This window comes from Verrucosispora sp. WMMD573 (genome assembly GCF_027497175.1).
Lineage (GTDB): Bacteria > Actinomycetota > Actinomycetes > Mycobacteriales > Micromonosporaceae > Micromonospora.
In genome coordinates this window covers 4,223,199-4,235,411 of record NZ_CP114901.1, presented here as the reverse complement: position 1 = coordinate 4,235,411, position 12,213 = coordinate 4,223,199, and the positions used below count along the sequence as shown (strand labels likewise).

Genomic DNA, 12,213 nt, shown 5'->3' with positions numbered 1-12,213 from the left:
TCAACCGGTCGGGCCGAAACGTTCGGTGCGTACCCGCCGTGCCGGGTGGCCCAGCCCGACGAGCAGGTCGGAGACGGTCTCCACGAAACCGGTGGGCCCGCACACGTACACCAGGGGCTCCAACTCCGGCGGCCAGCCGTGTGTGTTGACGTCGGCGAGACCGAGCCGGTGCGGCTCGCCGCGCCAGCCTTCGGGCGCCTGCCGGGTGTACACGTAGGCCACGTCCAGACCGGCGTCGTCGCGTACCCGTCGCCGCAGCTCGTCGGTGTAGAAGGCGTCGTCGGGAGTGCGGACGGAGTAGATCAGCCGGAACGGCGCCCGGCTTCCGGCCGCCCGCCGGCCACGGATCATGGCCATCAACGGCACCACCCCCGATCCCCCGGCGACCAGCAGCACCGGTTCGGTCTGCTGGGGCCGCCAGACGAACCAGCCGCCGATCGGGCCGCGCACCTCGACCGGGTCACCCTCGCGGTAGGCGTCCACCAGGAACGGCGACACCTCGCCGTCGAACACACGCTGGACGGACACCTCGATCCGGTCACCGTCGGCGGGGGCGGCGAGCGAGTACGACCGGGCCGCCTGGTACCCGTCCGGCGCGGTCAGTCGAATGTCGACGTGCTGGCCAGGCAGGTGGGCCGGCCAACCGGGTACCTCCAGCACCAGGGTCCGCGCCGTCGGCGTCTCGGTCCGGTGTGCCACCAACCGGGCCGCCCGCCAGCTCATCCGGCCGCTCAATCGCCCTGGTACCGCTGCTCACGCCACGGGTCGCCGTAGTCGTGGTAGCCGGCGGTCTCCCAGAAACCCGGGGTGTCCTCGACGGTGAGATGGATGCCCCGCACCCACTTGGCGGACTTCCAGAAGTAGAGGTGGGGAACGATCAGCCGCGCCGGCCCGCCGTGCTCGGCCGGCAGGTCGTCACCGTCGTAGGTGTGCACCAGCCAGGCCTGCCCGTCACGCAGATCCTCCAGCGGGAGGTTTGTGGTGTAGCCGCCGTAGGAGTGCGCGAGGGCGTAGTCGGCGGCGGTGTCCACGCCGTCGAGCAGCGTGTCCAGCGAGACGCCCCGCCAGGTGGTGCCGAGCTTGGACCACCGGGTGACGCAGTGGATGTCCACGGTCGGCGTCTCCTGGGGCAGCGCCATCATCTCGTCCCAGCTCCACCGGTGCTCCATGCCGGTCTCGGAGCTGATCACGAACTCCCACTGGTCCCGGGGCACCCTTGGGGTCGGGCCGGCGGAGAGCACCGGAAAATCAGGCGTCAGGTACTGGCCGGGAGGCAGATCCGGGGCGTCGGCGCGCGGCCGCCCCTGGAAGCCCGGTGTGACGATACCCACCGCTCAGTCCTACCACGGCGAGGACCGCCGCGGGCGGGTTCGACCGGCCCGGGATCGGCCACCCGGGCCGGCAGGCGCTCACTTGCGTTCGGTGACGACTTCCTTGGCGCCCGGCACCACGTTGCGGGTCGCCCGCAGGCTGGTGAACGTGACCACGGCCAGCACGCCGACGATGACCAGCAGCGAGGCCACGGTGGGGATCTCCGGGACACCGTCCCAGACACCGTGCGCCCAGTGCAGGCCGAGCTTGATGCCGATGAAGGCCAGGATGATGGCCAGGCCGTAGGTGAGGTGGACCAGCCGGCTCAGCGCGGCGTGCAGCACGAAGTACAGCGCCCGCAGGCCCAGCAGGGCGAAGGCGTTGGTGGCGAAGACGAGGTACGGGTCCTCGGTGATGCCGTAGACCGCCGGCACCGAGTCGACGGCGAAGACCACGTCGGTGGCGAACACCGCCACCACCACCAGCGCGAGCGGGGTGAGCGCCCGCCGCCCGTCGACCCGGACGGTCATCTTCGTGCCGTGGTACTCGTGCACCACCGGCATGAACCGGCGCAGCAGTCGCACCGAGCGCATGGTGCCGATGTCCACCGTCTGCTCGTGCCCGGTGAACGCGTCGCGGAGCAGCTTGGCGGCGGTGAAAAGCAGGATCAACGCGAAGATCAGGAAGGCGAAGTCCAGGGTCTGCAGGGCCGCGGCGCCGAGGGCGATGAAGGTGCCGCGCAGCACCAGCGCCCCGGTGATGCCGAACAGCAGCACCCGCTGGGCCAGCACGGCCGGCACCGCGAAGGCGGCCAACAGCAGCATGAAGACGAAGAGGTTGTCGACCGACAGCGACTTCTCGACCAGGTACCCGGTGAGGTACTCGAAGCCACGCTCGGAGCCGTAGCGGTGCCAGACCCAGGCCCCGAAGGCCAGCGGCAGGGCTATGTAGAAGGCGGTCCAGCCGAGTGCCTCCTTGAGCGACACCTCGTGCGGGCGTCGGGTCACCAGGAAGTCCAACACCAGCAGGGCGAGCACGCCGAGAATGGTGATTGCCCACAGCGAGGGCGTGCCCACCGACTGTAGGTCCGCCGCGACAGACAATTCGGACATGGGGCCTCCTCGAACACCGTGTCATGTTCGAGGTCTCCTTCACCCACGTTTCGTGGGCAACCACCCGAGGCGCGCTCCGGGCGCGCCGTACTGACCGGCATGGTTCGTGGGAAGTACTCCCCTCGTGCTGACAAGGTTAGGACAGCCGAATTACGCCCGCCAGGCGGGGCGTTGTCGGGCCCGGTGGCTTCGACCACGGCGGGCAGCCGACCGCCGCCGAGGTGAACGCCTATCGTGACCCGGTGAGCGCAGACCTGGCGACCGGCCCGCTGGCCGGCGTACGCGTGGTGGAGCTGGCCGGGATCGGCCCCGGGCCGTTCGCCGCCATGATGCTGGCCGACCTCGGCGCCGACGTGATCCGGGTGGACCGGGTCACCGAGGTGGACACCACGACCTTCGGCACCCCGCACCCCGATCTGCTCAACCGGGGGCGCCGCTCGATCGCGGTCGACCTGAAGTCCACCGACGGACGCGAGGTGGTGCTGGCGCTGGTCCGCGACGCCGACGCCCTCATCGAGGGGTTTCGGCCCGGCGTCACCGAGCGGCTCGGCATCGGCCCGGCCGAGTGCCACACCGTCAACCCGGGACTGGTTTACGGCCGGATGACCGGCTGGGGCCAGGACGGCCCGAACGCCCCGTACGCCGGGCACGACATCGACTACCTGGCGCTGACCGGTGCGTTACACGGCATCGGACGGGCCGGTGAGCCGCCGGTGCCACCGATGAACCTGCTCGGCGACTTCGGCGGCGGCGGGATGATGCTCGCCCTGGGTGTCGTCGCCGCGCTGTACGCGGTGCGCGGGGGCGCCACCGGCCAGGTCATCGACGCGGCCATCGTGGACGGGGTCGCGGTGCTCAGCACCCAGATCCATGCCCTGCACCAGCTCGGCATGTGGCGTAACCCGCGCGGAGTCAACCTGCTCGACGGCGGTGCCCCCTTCTACGACACCTACGAGTGCGCTGACGGGCGGTATCTCGCCGTCGGCGCGCTGGAGCCGCGCTTCTACGACGAATTGGTGCGGCTCACCGGCTTCCCGCTGGCGCCGGACGAACCGATCGACCGGACCGACCCCGCGAACTGGCCGGCGTTGCGAGCCGCCTGGGCGCGGCTGTTCCGCACCCGTACCCGGGACGAGTGGGCCATGCTGCTTTCCGCCTCCGATGCCTGCGCCGCGCCGGTGCTGGACTGGCGGGAGGCGCCGCGGCACCCACACCTGGCCGCCCGGAACACGTTCGTGCTCCGCGACGGGGTCGTCCAGCCGGCACCGGCACCCCGGTTCTCCGCCACCCCCGCCGCGATCCGCCGGCCGCCGCCCTGGCCGGGCGAACACACCGACGAGATTCTCGGCGAGGCCGGCTTCGACCGGGACCGGGTCAGCCGGTTGCGCGCCAGCGGAGCGATCGGCTAGGCCCCTCTCGATCAGGTCGAAGCGAGACGCAGCCTGACCGACGGGCCAACGCGCACGACGGGCCAGCGCTCACCGCGGGCCAACGCACACGGCGGGCCAGCTCTCACGGCGGGCCGCGTCGACAGCCTGTCAGCCGCGCCGCAGCGTCGCGCCGGGCGCCAAAGCGGGCTCGACCATGTCGCGGTAGTCGCGGGGCAACTGGACCACCAGTTCGTCGAACTCGCCGCCGGTAACCGCCTCCCGAAGCGTGGTGAAGACCGCGCGGACCGCGTCCCTTGCGGCCGGCTCGGCCACCCCGGCGCGGACCGCGACCCGGGCGACGAACTCGGCGGCGCCGAAGCGCTCCGCCGCCTCGATGTCCGGTGTCGGGCGCATCGGTAGCCGCAGCGGGGCGGGCAGCTGCACGGCCAGGTCCAGCACCTCGCCACCGGTCAGCCGCTCGGCCAGCGTTTCCAGCGTCGCCCGGATCAGCTCCACCGCCCGCGACGACGACGTGGCGGTGCGCTGGGCGACCTGGTCGACGAACGTGTCGTAGTTCATCGCGTACCCCCTCCGGCCGGCGCTTACCCACCCGCCCGGTGCGGAAACGGCGATTGCTTTTCCGTCGGCCTCGGCGCGTGAGCGGCCCCGGGCCGGGTATCCGCGCCCGGTTGTGCCGGACCGAAAGCCGGGAGGAGCCGACATCATGGCGAGTTACGCCGACGTCCTGCAGTACCTGTCGAGCCTGGACTACCCCGCCGGAAAGGACGAGGTGGTACGCGAGGCCGAGCGGGAAGGGGCGCCGCCGGACGTGCTGCAGGCCCTGCGCGCCCTGCCTCCGGTGGACTACGCCAACGGCAACCAGGTGGCCCGGTCGGCCGGCATCGACGCGGCTCCGGAGATCACCGACGCGCAGCGTGGCGCGCAGGGACGCGACAAGCGGCACCAGCGAGTGTCACAGCACCTGCGTAGTATCTGAGGGCTGGCCCACCGGGTTTCGACCGCCGGTGGACAGGGAGGCGCCCCGGCAGCGAACCGCTGCCGGGGGCGCCCCTGCGTCACCGCCTGCCCTGGCAACGGCGCACCCGAACCGGGTCGCGGCCACCAGGCGGCCGACAGCCACCCGAACCGGGTGGCTGCGTCTTACTGTGGCGAGCTTACCGTACGCCATCAGTCGAACGGACAGCGGGTGCCGACGAAGGGCCTCATTCGGTCAGCTCGGCGTAGCGCCCCTCCAGGTCGACCCGGGCGAGCGCACCGACCAGCCAGGCAAGCCGCTCCGACTCGCGACCACCGGCCAGCCCGGCGAGATCTTCGGCGGAGCGGCCCAAGCCGAGCCGCCGAGCCGCCGTCAGGGCCCGCCGGTCGGCCACCGGCGCAACCTCGCCCGACAGCGCCTGCACCTCACGCAGGAACAGGTCTGCGACCTGGTCGTCGACCCCCGGAAGGGCGGTGAGCAGCGCCCGGGCCGGCGATGAAGCCGTCGAGGGTGGTCGCGACGTAGTAGGTGAGTCGGCGCACGGGCTGTCCATCACAGAAAAGGTCGACTGCCGGATCGGTGGTCCTCGGCTGGTCCGGCCGGGTCTGGGTCACCCGGTGCCTACGATTCTCACGAGCGTGCGTTCCAGCTCGGCTCGGCTGCGTTGCTGCCTCTCGGTCGCGGTGAGTTCGGCCAGGAGCAGGCCATCGACGAGCGCGAGCGCGGCGTCAGCCACCTCCCGTGGGCTCGTCACGCCCTGCTCGCCGAGTCGCTGCTCGATGGCAGCACGCACCCGGCGCGTGCCGACGGCCAGGAACCCGCGAAGTTCGGGACGGCGAACGGATTCGAGGGCCAGCTCGTAGCGGGCGAGGAGCCGCTCCCGGTCGGAGCCGAGCAACTGGTCGGCCACCCGCGCGAGATCCGCGGCGAGCGTCCCGCCGGCGGCTGGGGCGATGGCCGCCTCGTCCAGCTCGGCCAGCCGGTCGACGGCCGCGCGGAGCAGGTCCGCCCGGGTGCGGAAGTAGTAGGAGGTCGAGCCGATCGGAAGCCCCGCCTGCCTGTCCACGGCCCGATGGGTGAGCCCACGTCCACCCGCCCTGGCCAGCGTGGTGATCGCCGCATCCGCGATCACGCTCCGGCGCTCGGTCACCATGACCTTCCCTCCCTGCTGCTCTACAAGTGTAGAGTAGCATTCCTCGACATATGTAGAGGAGGAACCATGCCGAACGACTACCTGGTGCACGTCCTCGTGCTCGGCCTGGCCACCACCGCCGCGTTTGCCCCACCCGCTCGACCACGCCTGTTGGCGCGGGCCGCCTTCCTGGCCGGGATGGTCGTGAACGAGGTGCCTCACCTGATCTTGGCGCTGCTTGCGGCGTCGACCGGCGCGGCGATCTGGAGCGGAGACCTGCGCCGCGACGTGTTGTCGGGCGTGCTGCTGGCGGGCGCGGCGGCGACCGCAATGATGCTTGTCGCGTTGACCCGCCGGGCCGCCCGTTCCAGGTCCGTCGCCGGTGCCGCGCTACGAGCGGCCGGCATAGACCGCACCCGGGGGCGACGACGCTGGTGGCGTACCGCACTCACCCCGATTCCGATCCGACCCCGATCCGTACAGCGGCTACGCAACCTGCGCTACGGCGACCACCGGCGCCAACGCCTCGACGTGCTGCGACGCCGCGACCGGCCCACGGGTGGCCCGGTGCTGGTCTACTTCCACGGCGGCGGCTACTTCTCGGGCAGCAAGAACTGGGAAGGTCGTGGCCTGCTGCACCACCTCGCCGCGCGCGGCTGGGTGTGCGTGAGCGCGACGTACCGGCTCCGCCCCGGGGCCGGCTTCGAGGAGCATCTCGCCGACGCGGAGGCCGCGATGGCCTGGGCGCGCGCGCACGCAGGAGAGTACGGCGCGGACGCGACGACGGTGGTGATGGCGGGCAGCTCCGCAGGCGCTCATCTGACCTCTCTCTACGCGCTGCGCGTGACGCCCGACGAGCGCCCTGCCGCGGCGGTCTGCCTCTACGGCTACTACGGCCGTTACTACGGCCGCAGCACCGACGAGGTGGTCACGTCGACCCCGTTCGCACTGCCGGCATCCGACGCACCGGCCTTCCTCATCGCGCACGGCAGCCTCGACAACTACACCTCCGCCACCACGGCGCGCGCCCTGGCGGACAAGCTGCGGGCCGAGTCGTCGCAGCCGGTGGTCCACGTCGAGTTGCCCGGCGGCCAGCACGCGTTCGACTTCGTCTCCTCCTGGCGGCTGACCGCGGTCATCGACACCCTGGACGCCCTTATGGCTGACATCCGCGTGGGAGCGGCACGTCGCCTGGAGGCGTCGTGAAGGTGCTGATCGCCGCCAGGGGGTGTCGCCGGTGCGCGACCTGGATCACCCCGCCTGACTGACCCGCCTAGGCGTGATAGCCGCCGGATCGGTCGCGGGCCTTGAGCCGGACGGTCGGCAACGCCGGCGCGGGCAACGGCGGGTCCGGGTCGTCGGCCACGACGCCGAACCGCCGCCCGGCCATCCAGTCCTCGCGGGCGGCGACGATCTCGTCGTGGTCCCGGCCGACGAAGTTCCACCACATCACCAGCGGCTCCTCGAACGGAGTGCCACCGAGCAGCATGAACCGGCTACCCGCCTCGCCGCTCAGGTGCAGCGCGTCCCGCCCGGCGCCGAGCCAGAGCAGCGCCCCGGGCGCCAGCGGCAAACCGTCGACCTCGCCGACGCCGTCGAGGGCCAGCAGCGCATGCTCGAAGTCCCGCCGCAGCGGCAGCCCGGCCACCGCCGATCCGGCCAGTTCCAGTTGCGCGCCGAGCAGCGGGGTGTGCACCCGGGCCGGCGAGCGTTCCCCCGCGTGTTCCCCGACCAGCAGGGTGATCTCAAGGTCCCCGTCGCGCCACCGGGGCAGTTCGGCGTGGTGGGCGAAGTCGGCCGCGCCGGCTCGGGCCTCGTCCGGCAACGCCACCCACAGCTGCACCCCGTGCATCAGGGGCGGATGCCGCGCCGGCGAGCGTTCGGAGTGGGCGATGCCGTGACCCGAGGTCATCACGTTGAGTTGGCCGGGACGGATCGGCTGCTGGTTGCCGAGGCTATCGCGGTGCAGGATCTCGCCGTCGAGCAGCCAGGTCACCGTCTGCAGACCGGTGTGCGGGTGCGGCGGCACCTCCATGCCGGGCCGTTGGGCCACATCGTCGGGGCCGAAATGGTCGACGAAGCACCACGCCCCGACCAGTCGGCGGGTGCGCTGCGGCAGCAGCCGACGCACCGTGGTGTAGCGCCCCAGCGGCACGTCGTGGCCGGGCAGCAGCACGCTGCCGGGATCGACCGTCGCCACACCGGGCGGACGGGTCTCGGCAGGCATCGCTTCGGCACGCTCCACGGGTCGACTCTACGCCCGCCCCGGCCGCCCGCCCCGCCGTCGGCGAGCGGGCACCCCCGCAAGAAGGTCCCACGACCGTCGGTGCACCGACGGTCGTGGGACGAACCGGATCCGTCGCAGGCCGGCGAAGATCCGCTAGGGCCGGACGCAGACAGGTACCGGTGCCCGTCGGAGGGAGCGTCGGGCACCGGTACCTTCGTGTTCCGGGCACTGCCCGGAGTCATGGATCAGTTCGCGCCACCCGCACCGAAGCGGTTGCGCCGCCGCCAGGCCAGCGTGCCGAGCAGCAGGACCGCGCCGGCGGCGACGAGTCCACCGCCGACCTTCATCGGCGTGTCCAGGCTGCTACCGGTTACCGGCAGATGCGGCTTCTTCTTGGGCAGCACCCGCAGCTGGGTCGAGGCGGTACGGCCGGACTCCCGCCCGGTCGCGGTGAAGGTGAGCAGGCCGGTGACCGACGGGGTGTACCGCCGGGTGAAGACCCCTTCGGAGTTGGTCCGGGCGGTGAAGCTCAACGGCGCGCTGGCCTGGAAGGCCACCGGCGTCATCGCGACGGTGCTGCCGTCGCTGCGCCGGGCCGTACCGGCGGCCGGCGCGGCCAGCGGCGCCACCGAGACGACGATGTCCACCGTCTCGTTCGGCCCGAAGTTGCGACCGGTCAGGATCACCGTCTCACCGAGGAAGATGGTGGGTCGGTTCACCGTCAGCGACGCCAGCACCGGCGGATACGGCGGCGGCTGGGGCGGATCGGTGACTGTCGGCGACGGCTGCGGCTGCGGTTGCGCCGCCCCCGCCGCGGTCGGCACGGCCACCACGGCCAGACCGACCGTGAGCGCCATGATGATGCGGGATAGCCGCATGGTTCGTTCCCTCCTACTGAGAACAGCTTGGTGCGGTAACAACATGGGTGGTCCATGGGGTGGCGGTCGGGGTCAGCCACAGCTCGGCCGCTCCGCTCTCCGTCTTGCCGGTCAGCAGCGAGACCTCCAACGTGCGGGTCCCGCCCGGTCCGATCTCGACGTTCACGGTGGCTACCTGCCGCCGTCGTTCGGTGCCGTTGCCCACCGAGGTCTCGGCACCGTCGAGGCGGGTGTCGAGCACCGCCCCGCCGGCCGGGCCGTACACCGACACGAGGGTCCGGGCCGTGTAGGGATCCCCGGCCCGGCCGAGGCCGAGAACCGACTCGCTGAGCCCCGAGGCCGGTGCGGTGGACCGAAGCGTCACCCGCAGGCTCAACTCCCGACGGCCGTCGGCGTGGCAGTCACCGACCATCAGGTCGGCGGTCTGCCGGAGGTAGTAGCCGAGCTTCGCGCCACTGCCGTCGTTGAGGAACACGCCGACCGTCGGCACGGTGTCCTGCTCCGGAAGCGTCCCGGCCATCCGGCTGTCGCCGAACGTCCGCTGCTCCTCAGGTCGGGCACTCCAGAACAATATCCGACGTTCTTGCATGGACCGGTCAAATGCGGACAACAACCCATTAGGGTGTACGTTACGGGCGAAAAGCGTGTCGAAGACTGTAGCTGCCGCGCCCGCGAAGAAGCCGTCCTGCTCTTCCGGGCTCATCCGCTGGTACGTGTCGCTGAGCAGGGTCCGGACCGCGTTCTCGGCACTCAACGCCGCCCCGCCCGGAACCCGCACCGGCCCGGTCGCCTTCAGCAGGTACGACAGCACCACCGGGTCGACGGCCAGGACGCCGTCCACCCGCTCCCCGCTGTACCGCCGGTACATCTCCCGGTACAGCGCGGCGGCGGTCGGGAAATGCGGGCTGAGGTTGACGTCCGCCGGATAGATGCCGGGCAGTTCCCCCCACAGGGCACGCATCTCGGCGGGGATCTTCAAGGGCTGCTCGAAGCGGCCGAGGTTCGAACTGCTGCCCTGGGCGCCCATCTTGACCCGGCCCTTGTTCGCCTCGATCACCGCGAATGCGCCGAACATGCCGCCGGTCGCGCGCAGTTCCGCGGAGTTCTGTGACACCAGCAGATAGCGTCGCGGTCCGTCGACGCCCAGCAACGGCGGCAACAGGCGGCTCGCCCGCTCCGCCGCCGAGGTCATCGCGGCCAACCGGTCGATCTCGCCCCGCAACTCCGCCAGGGCATGCCGGACCTGCCCGACCAACCGGTCGCCGGAGATTTCGGCCAGGTCCGTACGGGTCCGCTGCACCGTGGCGTGCACCGCGACCAGATCGTCGGCGACGGTACGCAGCCCGTTGAGGTCCAGTCGACCCTCCTGGGGGATCAGTCCGCCGAGGTCGACGCGGAGCAGCGCCGGGAACGCCTGGCGGGCCAGGTCGTCGATGGTGATGGCGATCTGCCGGACCGCGGTGAGGTTCGCCCCGGCCACGGGGGCCTGCCGGCCGAGCCACCAGCCGGGGTCCCCGGTGGCCCGCCGCGCCGCGCCGGACTGCTCCTGCAATGCTGCGAGGGTCCGCTGGGCGCGGGCGGTGTCGCCACCGACCAGTTGGGCGCTCAGCTCACCGGCCAGGCCGGCGGCGTTTACCAGATGGGCGCGCGCCTGCCAGCCGCGCAGGCCGACCCACCCGGCGAGGCCCAGCAGCAGCGAGCCGACCACCAACGCGGTCAGCAGGATGCGACGCCTTCGGGCGTGCCGCCGACGGCGGGATCGGCTACGCCGCCGTCGAGGGCTTTCGCTCTCCGACACGTCACACCTCTTCCCGAAACGGACAGAAGACCACATTGTTCTTAACACCTAACGGTGAGTTCGGTGTGTTAATGACGGGATCAGACGTTACGAGAGGTTCGTTCGGGTCTCCCTGAACGTCCGCTGTCGACGGCCGCCGCCTCGCGCAGCAGTTCCTCGATCCGATCGACGCCCGACGGCAGCGACATCTCCCGCAGGTACGCCTCCCGGCCGCGCCGACCCATCTCGGCCCGCGCCGGGACGGGGATCTGCGCCGCCAGCCACAGCCGGTCCGCCAGGCTGGCCCAGTCCTCCGGCGGGCAGGACAGCCCCGCCCGAGCCCGTTCGACAAGGGTCGCGGTGTCGCCGCCGGCCGAGGCGACCACCGGTGCGCCGCAGGACAGGGCCGCCTGAAGCTTGGCCGGCACGCTGCTGCGCAGCTCCGGTAGATCGCGCGCCATCACCAGTTGGTAGTCGGCGGCGGCATACAGCTCGGGCATGTCCAACGGGGAGCGCCGGTCCACGAATCGGACGTTGTCGGCTCGCAGTTCGACGGCGAGTCCCCGCACCCGCCGCTCGTCGGAGCCCGAGCCGACCAGGACCAGGTCCACCGTCTCACCAAGGGCCGCCGCCGCGCGTACCGCCGTGTCCAGTCCCTGTCGCACACCGATGGTGCCGGCGTGCATCACCACGCACCGCTCGTCCCGGCGGACCAACCTCCGGGCGGCCGGACTGGCCGAGACCGGACGGAAAATCCGCTCGTCGGTCCAGTTGAGCACCACCCGGACCCGCGCCTGGTCGATCCCGTCCGCCACCACCGCGTCCCGCAGTGACGGCGTGGTGACCGCGACGTGGCTGGCGGCGCGGTAGGTCCGTAGGGTGGCCGCCCGCACCCGCGCCGCCCACCGTCCGTCGTCGACGGCCTCGGGGACCTGTTCGGCCCAGACGTCCGGCACGTGCAGTACCAGCGGCACCGGACCGAGCAGGCGCAGCAGGGCCGCCGAGGCGAACGCGGCGGCCGGCGGCTGATGCACGTACAGCACGTCCACACCGGCCAGGAACCGGCGACCGACCAGCGCCGCGCTGCCGGCGAAGGTCAGCCAGGAGGTCATCCGGCCACGTACGGTGACGTCGCCGGTGCTGTAGCGGGGTACCCGGCGCACGGTCAGCCCCCGGCTGCGGGTCTCGTGGTGCCAGCGCTGCCGCCATCCCGGATAGACGTGCCCACCCGGATAGTCGGGGAACCCGGTGAGGACCCGCACCTCGTGCCCCCGCCCGGCGAGTTCCTCCGCGAGGCTGCCGGGGATGAACGCCGGCTCCGGTGGAAAGTGGTATGTCACCATCCCGATTCGCACCCGGACACCTCCGTCCCCGCGCATCGGTTCGGCGCGCCGTCCGGTACCGGGGAC

At 71.9% G+C, this 12,213-nt stretch carries 12 protein-coding genes and 1 pseudogene; 3 read left to right on the top strand and 10 right to left on the bottom strand.

What is annotated here, in order from left to right:
• The 3 genes from O7601_RS19235 to O7601_RS19225 form a co-directional block, all read right to left on the bottom strand.
• Entirely contained in the window at positions 1-723 is a 723-nt protein-coding gene (locus O7601_RS19235; RefSeq protein ID WP_281562490.1) for a ferredoxin reductase, read from the bottom strand.
• Between the two features lie 8 nt (positions 724-731).
• Positions 732-1,331 (bottom strand): sulfite oxidase-like oxidoreductase, encoded by a 600-nt coding sequence (locus tag O7601_RS19230; RefSeq protein ID WP_281562489.1) that lies wholly within the window; start codon positions 1,329-1,331, stop codon positions 732-734.
• A 78-nt stretch (positions 1,332-1,409) separates the two neighbouring features.
• Entirely contained in the window at positions 1,410-2,423 is a 1,014-nt protein-coding gene (locus tag O7601_RS19225) for a TerC/Alx family metal homeostasis membrane protein (protein WP_281562488.1), read from the bottom strand.
• Between the two features lie 242 nt (positions 2,424-2,665).
• Here O7601_RS19225 and O7601_RS19220 point away from each other — a divergent pair, with 242 nt between their 5' ends.
• Positions 2,666-3,832: a CaiB/BaiF CoA-transferase family protein gene (locus O7601_RS19220; RefSeq protein ID WP_281562487.1), complete on the top strand. Its 1,167-nt coding sequence runs from the start codon at positions 2,666-2,668 to the stop codon at positions 3,830-3,832.
• 129 nt (positions 3,833-3,961) lie between these two features.
• Here the strand turns inward: O7601_RS19220 and O7601_RS19215 are convergent, their stop codons facing one another.
• Complete coding sequence (locus O7601_RS19215) at positions 3,962-4,372, bottom strand: DUF2267 domain-containing protein (protein ID WP_281562486.1); 411 nt, start codon at positions 4,370-4,372, stop codon at positions 3,962-3,964.
• Between the two features lie 145 nt (positions 4,373-4,517).
• On the opposite strand from O7601_RS19215, the gene O7601_RS19210 reads away from it, so the two are divergent.
• Positions 4,518-4,790, top strand: a complete 273-nt coding sequence (locus O7601_RS19210; protein ID WP_210825339.1) for a DUF2795 domain-containing protein — start codon at positions 4,518-4,520, stop codon at positions 4,788-4,790.
• Positions 4,791-5,016: 226 nt separating this feature from the next.
• Here the strand turns inward: O7601_RS19210 and O7601_RS19205 are convergent.
• Positions 5,017-5,277: pseudogene (locus O7601_RS19205) on the bottom strand (hypothetical protein); the annotation flags it as partial.
• 123 nt (positions 5,278-5,400) lie between these two features.
• Positions 5,401-5,943: a TetR family transcriptional regulator gene (locus O7601_RS19200; RefSeq protein ID WP_281562485.1), complete on the bottom strand. Its 543-nt coding sequence runs from the start codon at positions 5,941-5,943 to the stop codon at positions 5,401-5,403.
• A 66-nt stretch (positions 5,944-6,009) separates the two neighbouring features.
• Between O7601_RS19200 and O7601_RS19195 the strand changes: the two genes are divergently transcribed.
• Entirely contained in the window at positions 6,010-7,128 is a 1,119-nt protein-coding gene (locus tag O7601_RS19195; protein ID WP_281562484.1) for an alpha/beta hydrolase, read from the top strand.
• A gap of 67 nt (positions 7,129-7,195) precedes the next feature.
• Here O7601_RS19195 and O7601_RS19190 read toward each other — a convergent pair whose 3' ends face one another.
• The 4 genes from O7601_RS19190 to O7601_RS19175 all read right to left on the bottom strand — a co-directional run bounded on the left by O7601_RS19190 (position 7,196) and on the right by O7601_RS19175 (position 12,159).
• Positions 7,196-8,167 (bottom strand): pirin family protein, encoded by a 972-nt coding sequence (locus O7601_RS19190; RefSeq protein ID WP_281562483.1) that lies wholly within the window; start codon positions 8,165-8,167, stop codon positions 7,196-7,198.
• A 227-nt stretch (positions 8,168-8,394) separates the two neighbouring features.
• On the bottom strand, positions 8,395-9,027 hold the full coding sequence (locus tag O7601_RS19185; protein ID WP_281562482.1) for a hypothetical protein: 633 nt from the start codon (positions 9,025-9,027) through the stop codon (positions 8,395-8,397).
• Between the two features lie 13 nt (positions 9,028-9,040).
• Positions 9,041-10,825: a DUF4012 domain-containing protein gene (locus O7601_RS19180; RefSeq protein ID WP_281562481.1), complete on the bottom strand. Its 1,785-nt coding sequence runs from the start codon at positions 10,823-10,825 to the stop codon at positions 9,041-9,043.
• An 80-nt stretch (positions 10,826-10,905) separates the two neighbouring features.
• Positions 10,906-12,159 carry a glycosyltransferase family 4 protein gene (locus O7601_RS19175; RefSeq protein WP_281562480.1) on the bottom strand — a complete coding sequence of 418 codons (1,254 nt, stop codon included), beginning with the start codon at positions 12,157-12,159 and terminating at the stop codon, positions 10,906-10,908.
• Positions 12,160-12,213: the final 54 nt, after the last annotated feature.

What these genes read in the sequence shown, in the direction of transcription:
- O7601_RS19225 (WP_281562488.1), bottom strand. Translation starts at nt 2,423, where the DNA reads ATGTCCGAATTGTCTGTCGCGGCGGACCTACAGTCGGTGGGCACGCCC.
- O7601_RS19200 (WP_281562485.1), bottom strand. Translation starts at nt 5,943, where the DNA reads ATGGTGACCGAGCGCCGGAGCGTGATCGCGGATGCGGCGATCACCACG.
- O7601_RS19215 (WP_281562486.1), bottom strand. Translation starts at nt 4,372, where the DNA reads ATGAACTACGACACGTTCGTCGACCAGGTCGCCCAGCGCACCGCCACG.
- O7601_RS19185 (WP_281562482.1), bottom strand. Translation starts at nt 9,027, where the DNA reads ATGCGGCTATCCCGCATCATCATGGCGCTCACGGTCGGTCTGGCCGTG.
- O7601_RS19210 (WP_210825339.1), top strand. Translation starts at nt 4,518, where the DNA reads ATGGCGAGTTACGCCGACGTCCTGCAGTACCTGTCGAGCCTGGACTAC.
- O7601_RS19195 (WP_281562484.1), top strand. Translation starts at nt 6,010, where the DNA reads ATGCCGAACGACTACCTGGTGCACGTCCTCGTGCTCGGCCTGGCCACC.
- O7601_RS19235 (WP_281562490.1), bottom strand. Translation starts at nt 723, where the DNA reads ATGAGCTGGCGGGCGGCCCGGTTGGTGGCACACCGGACCGAGACGCCG.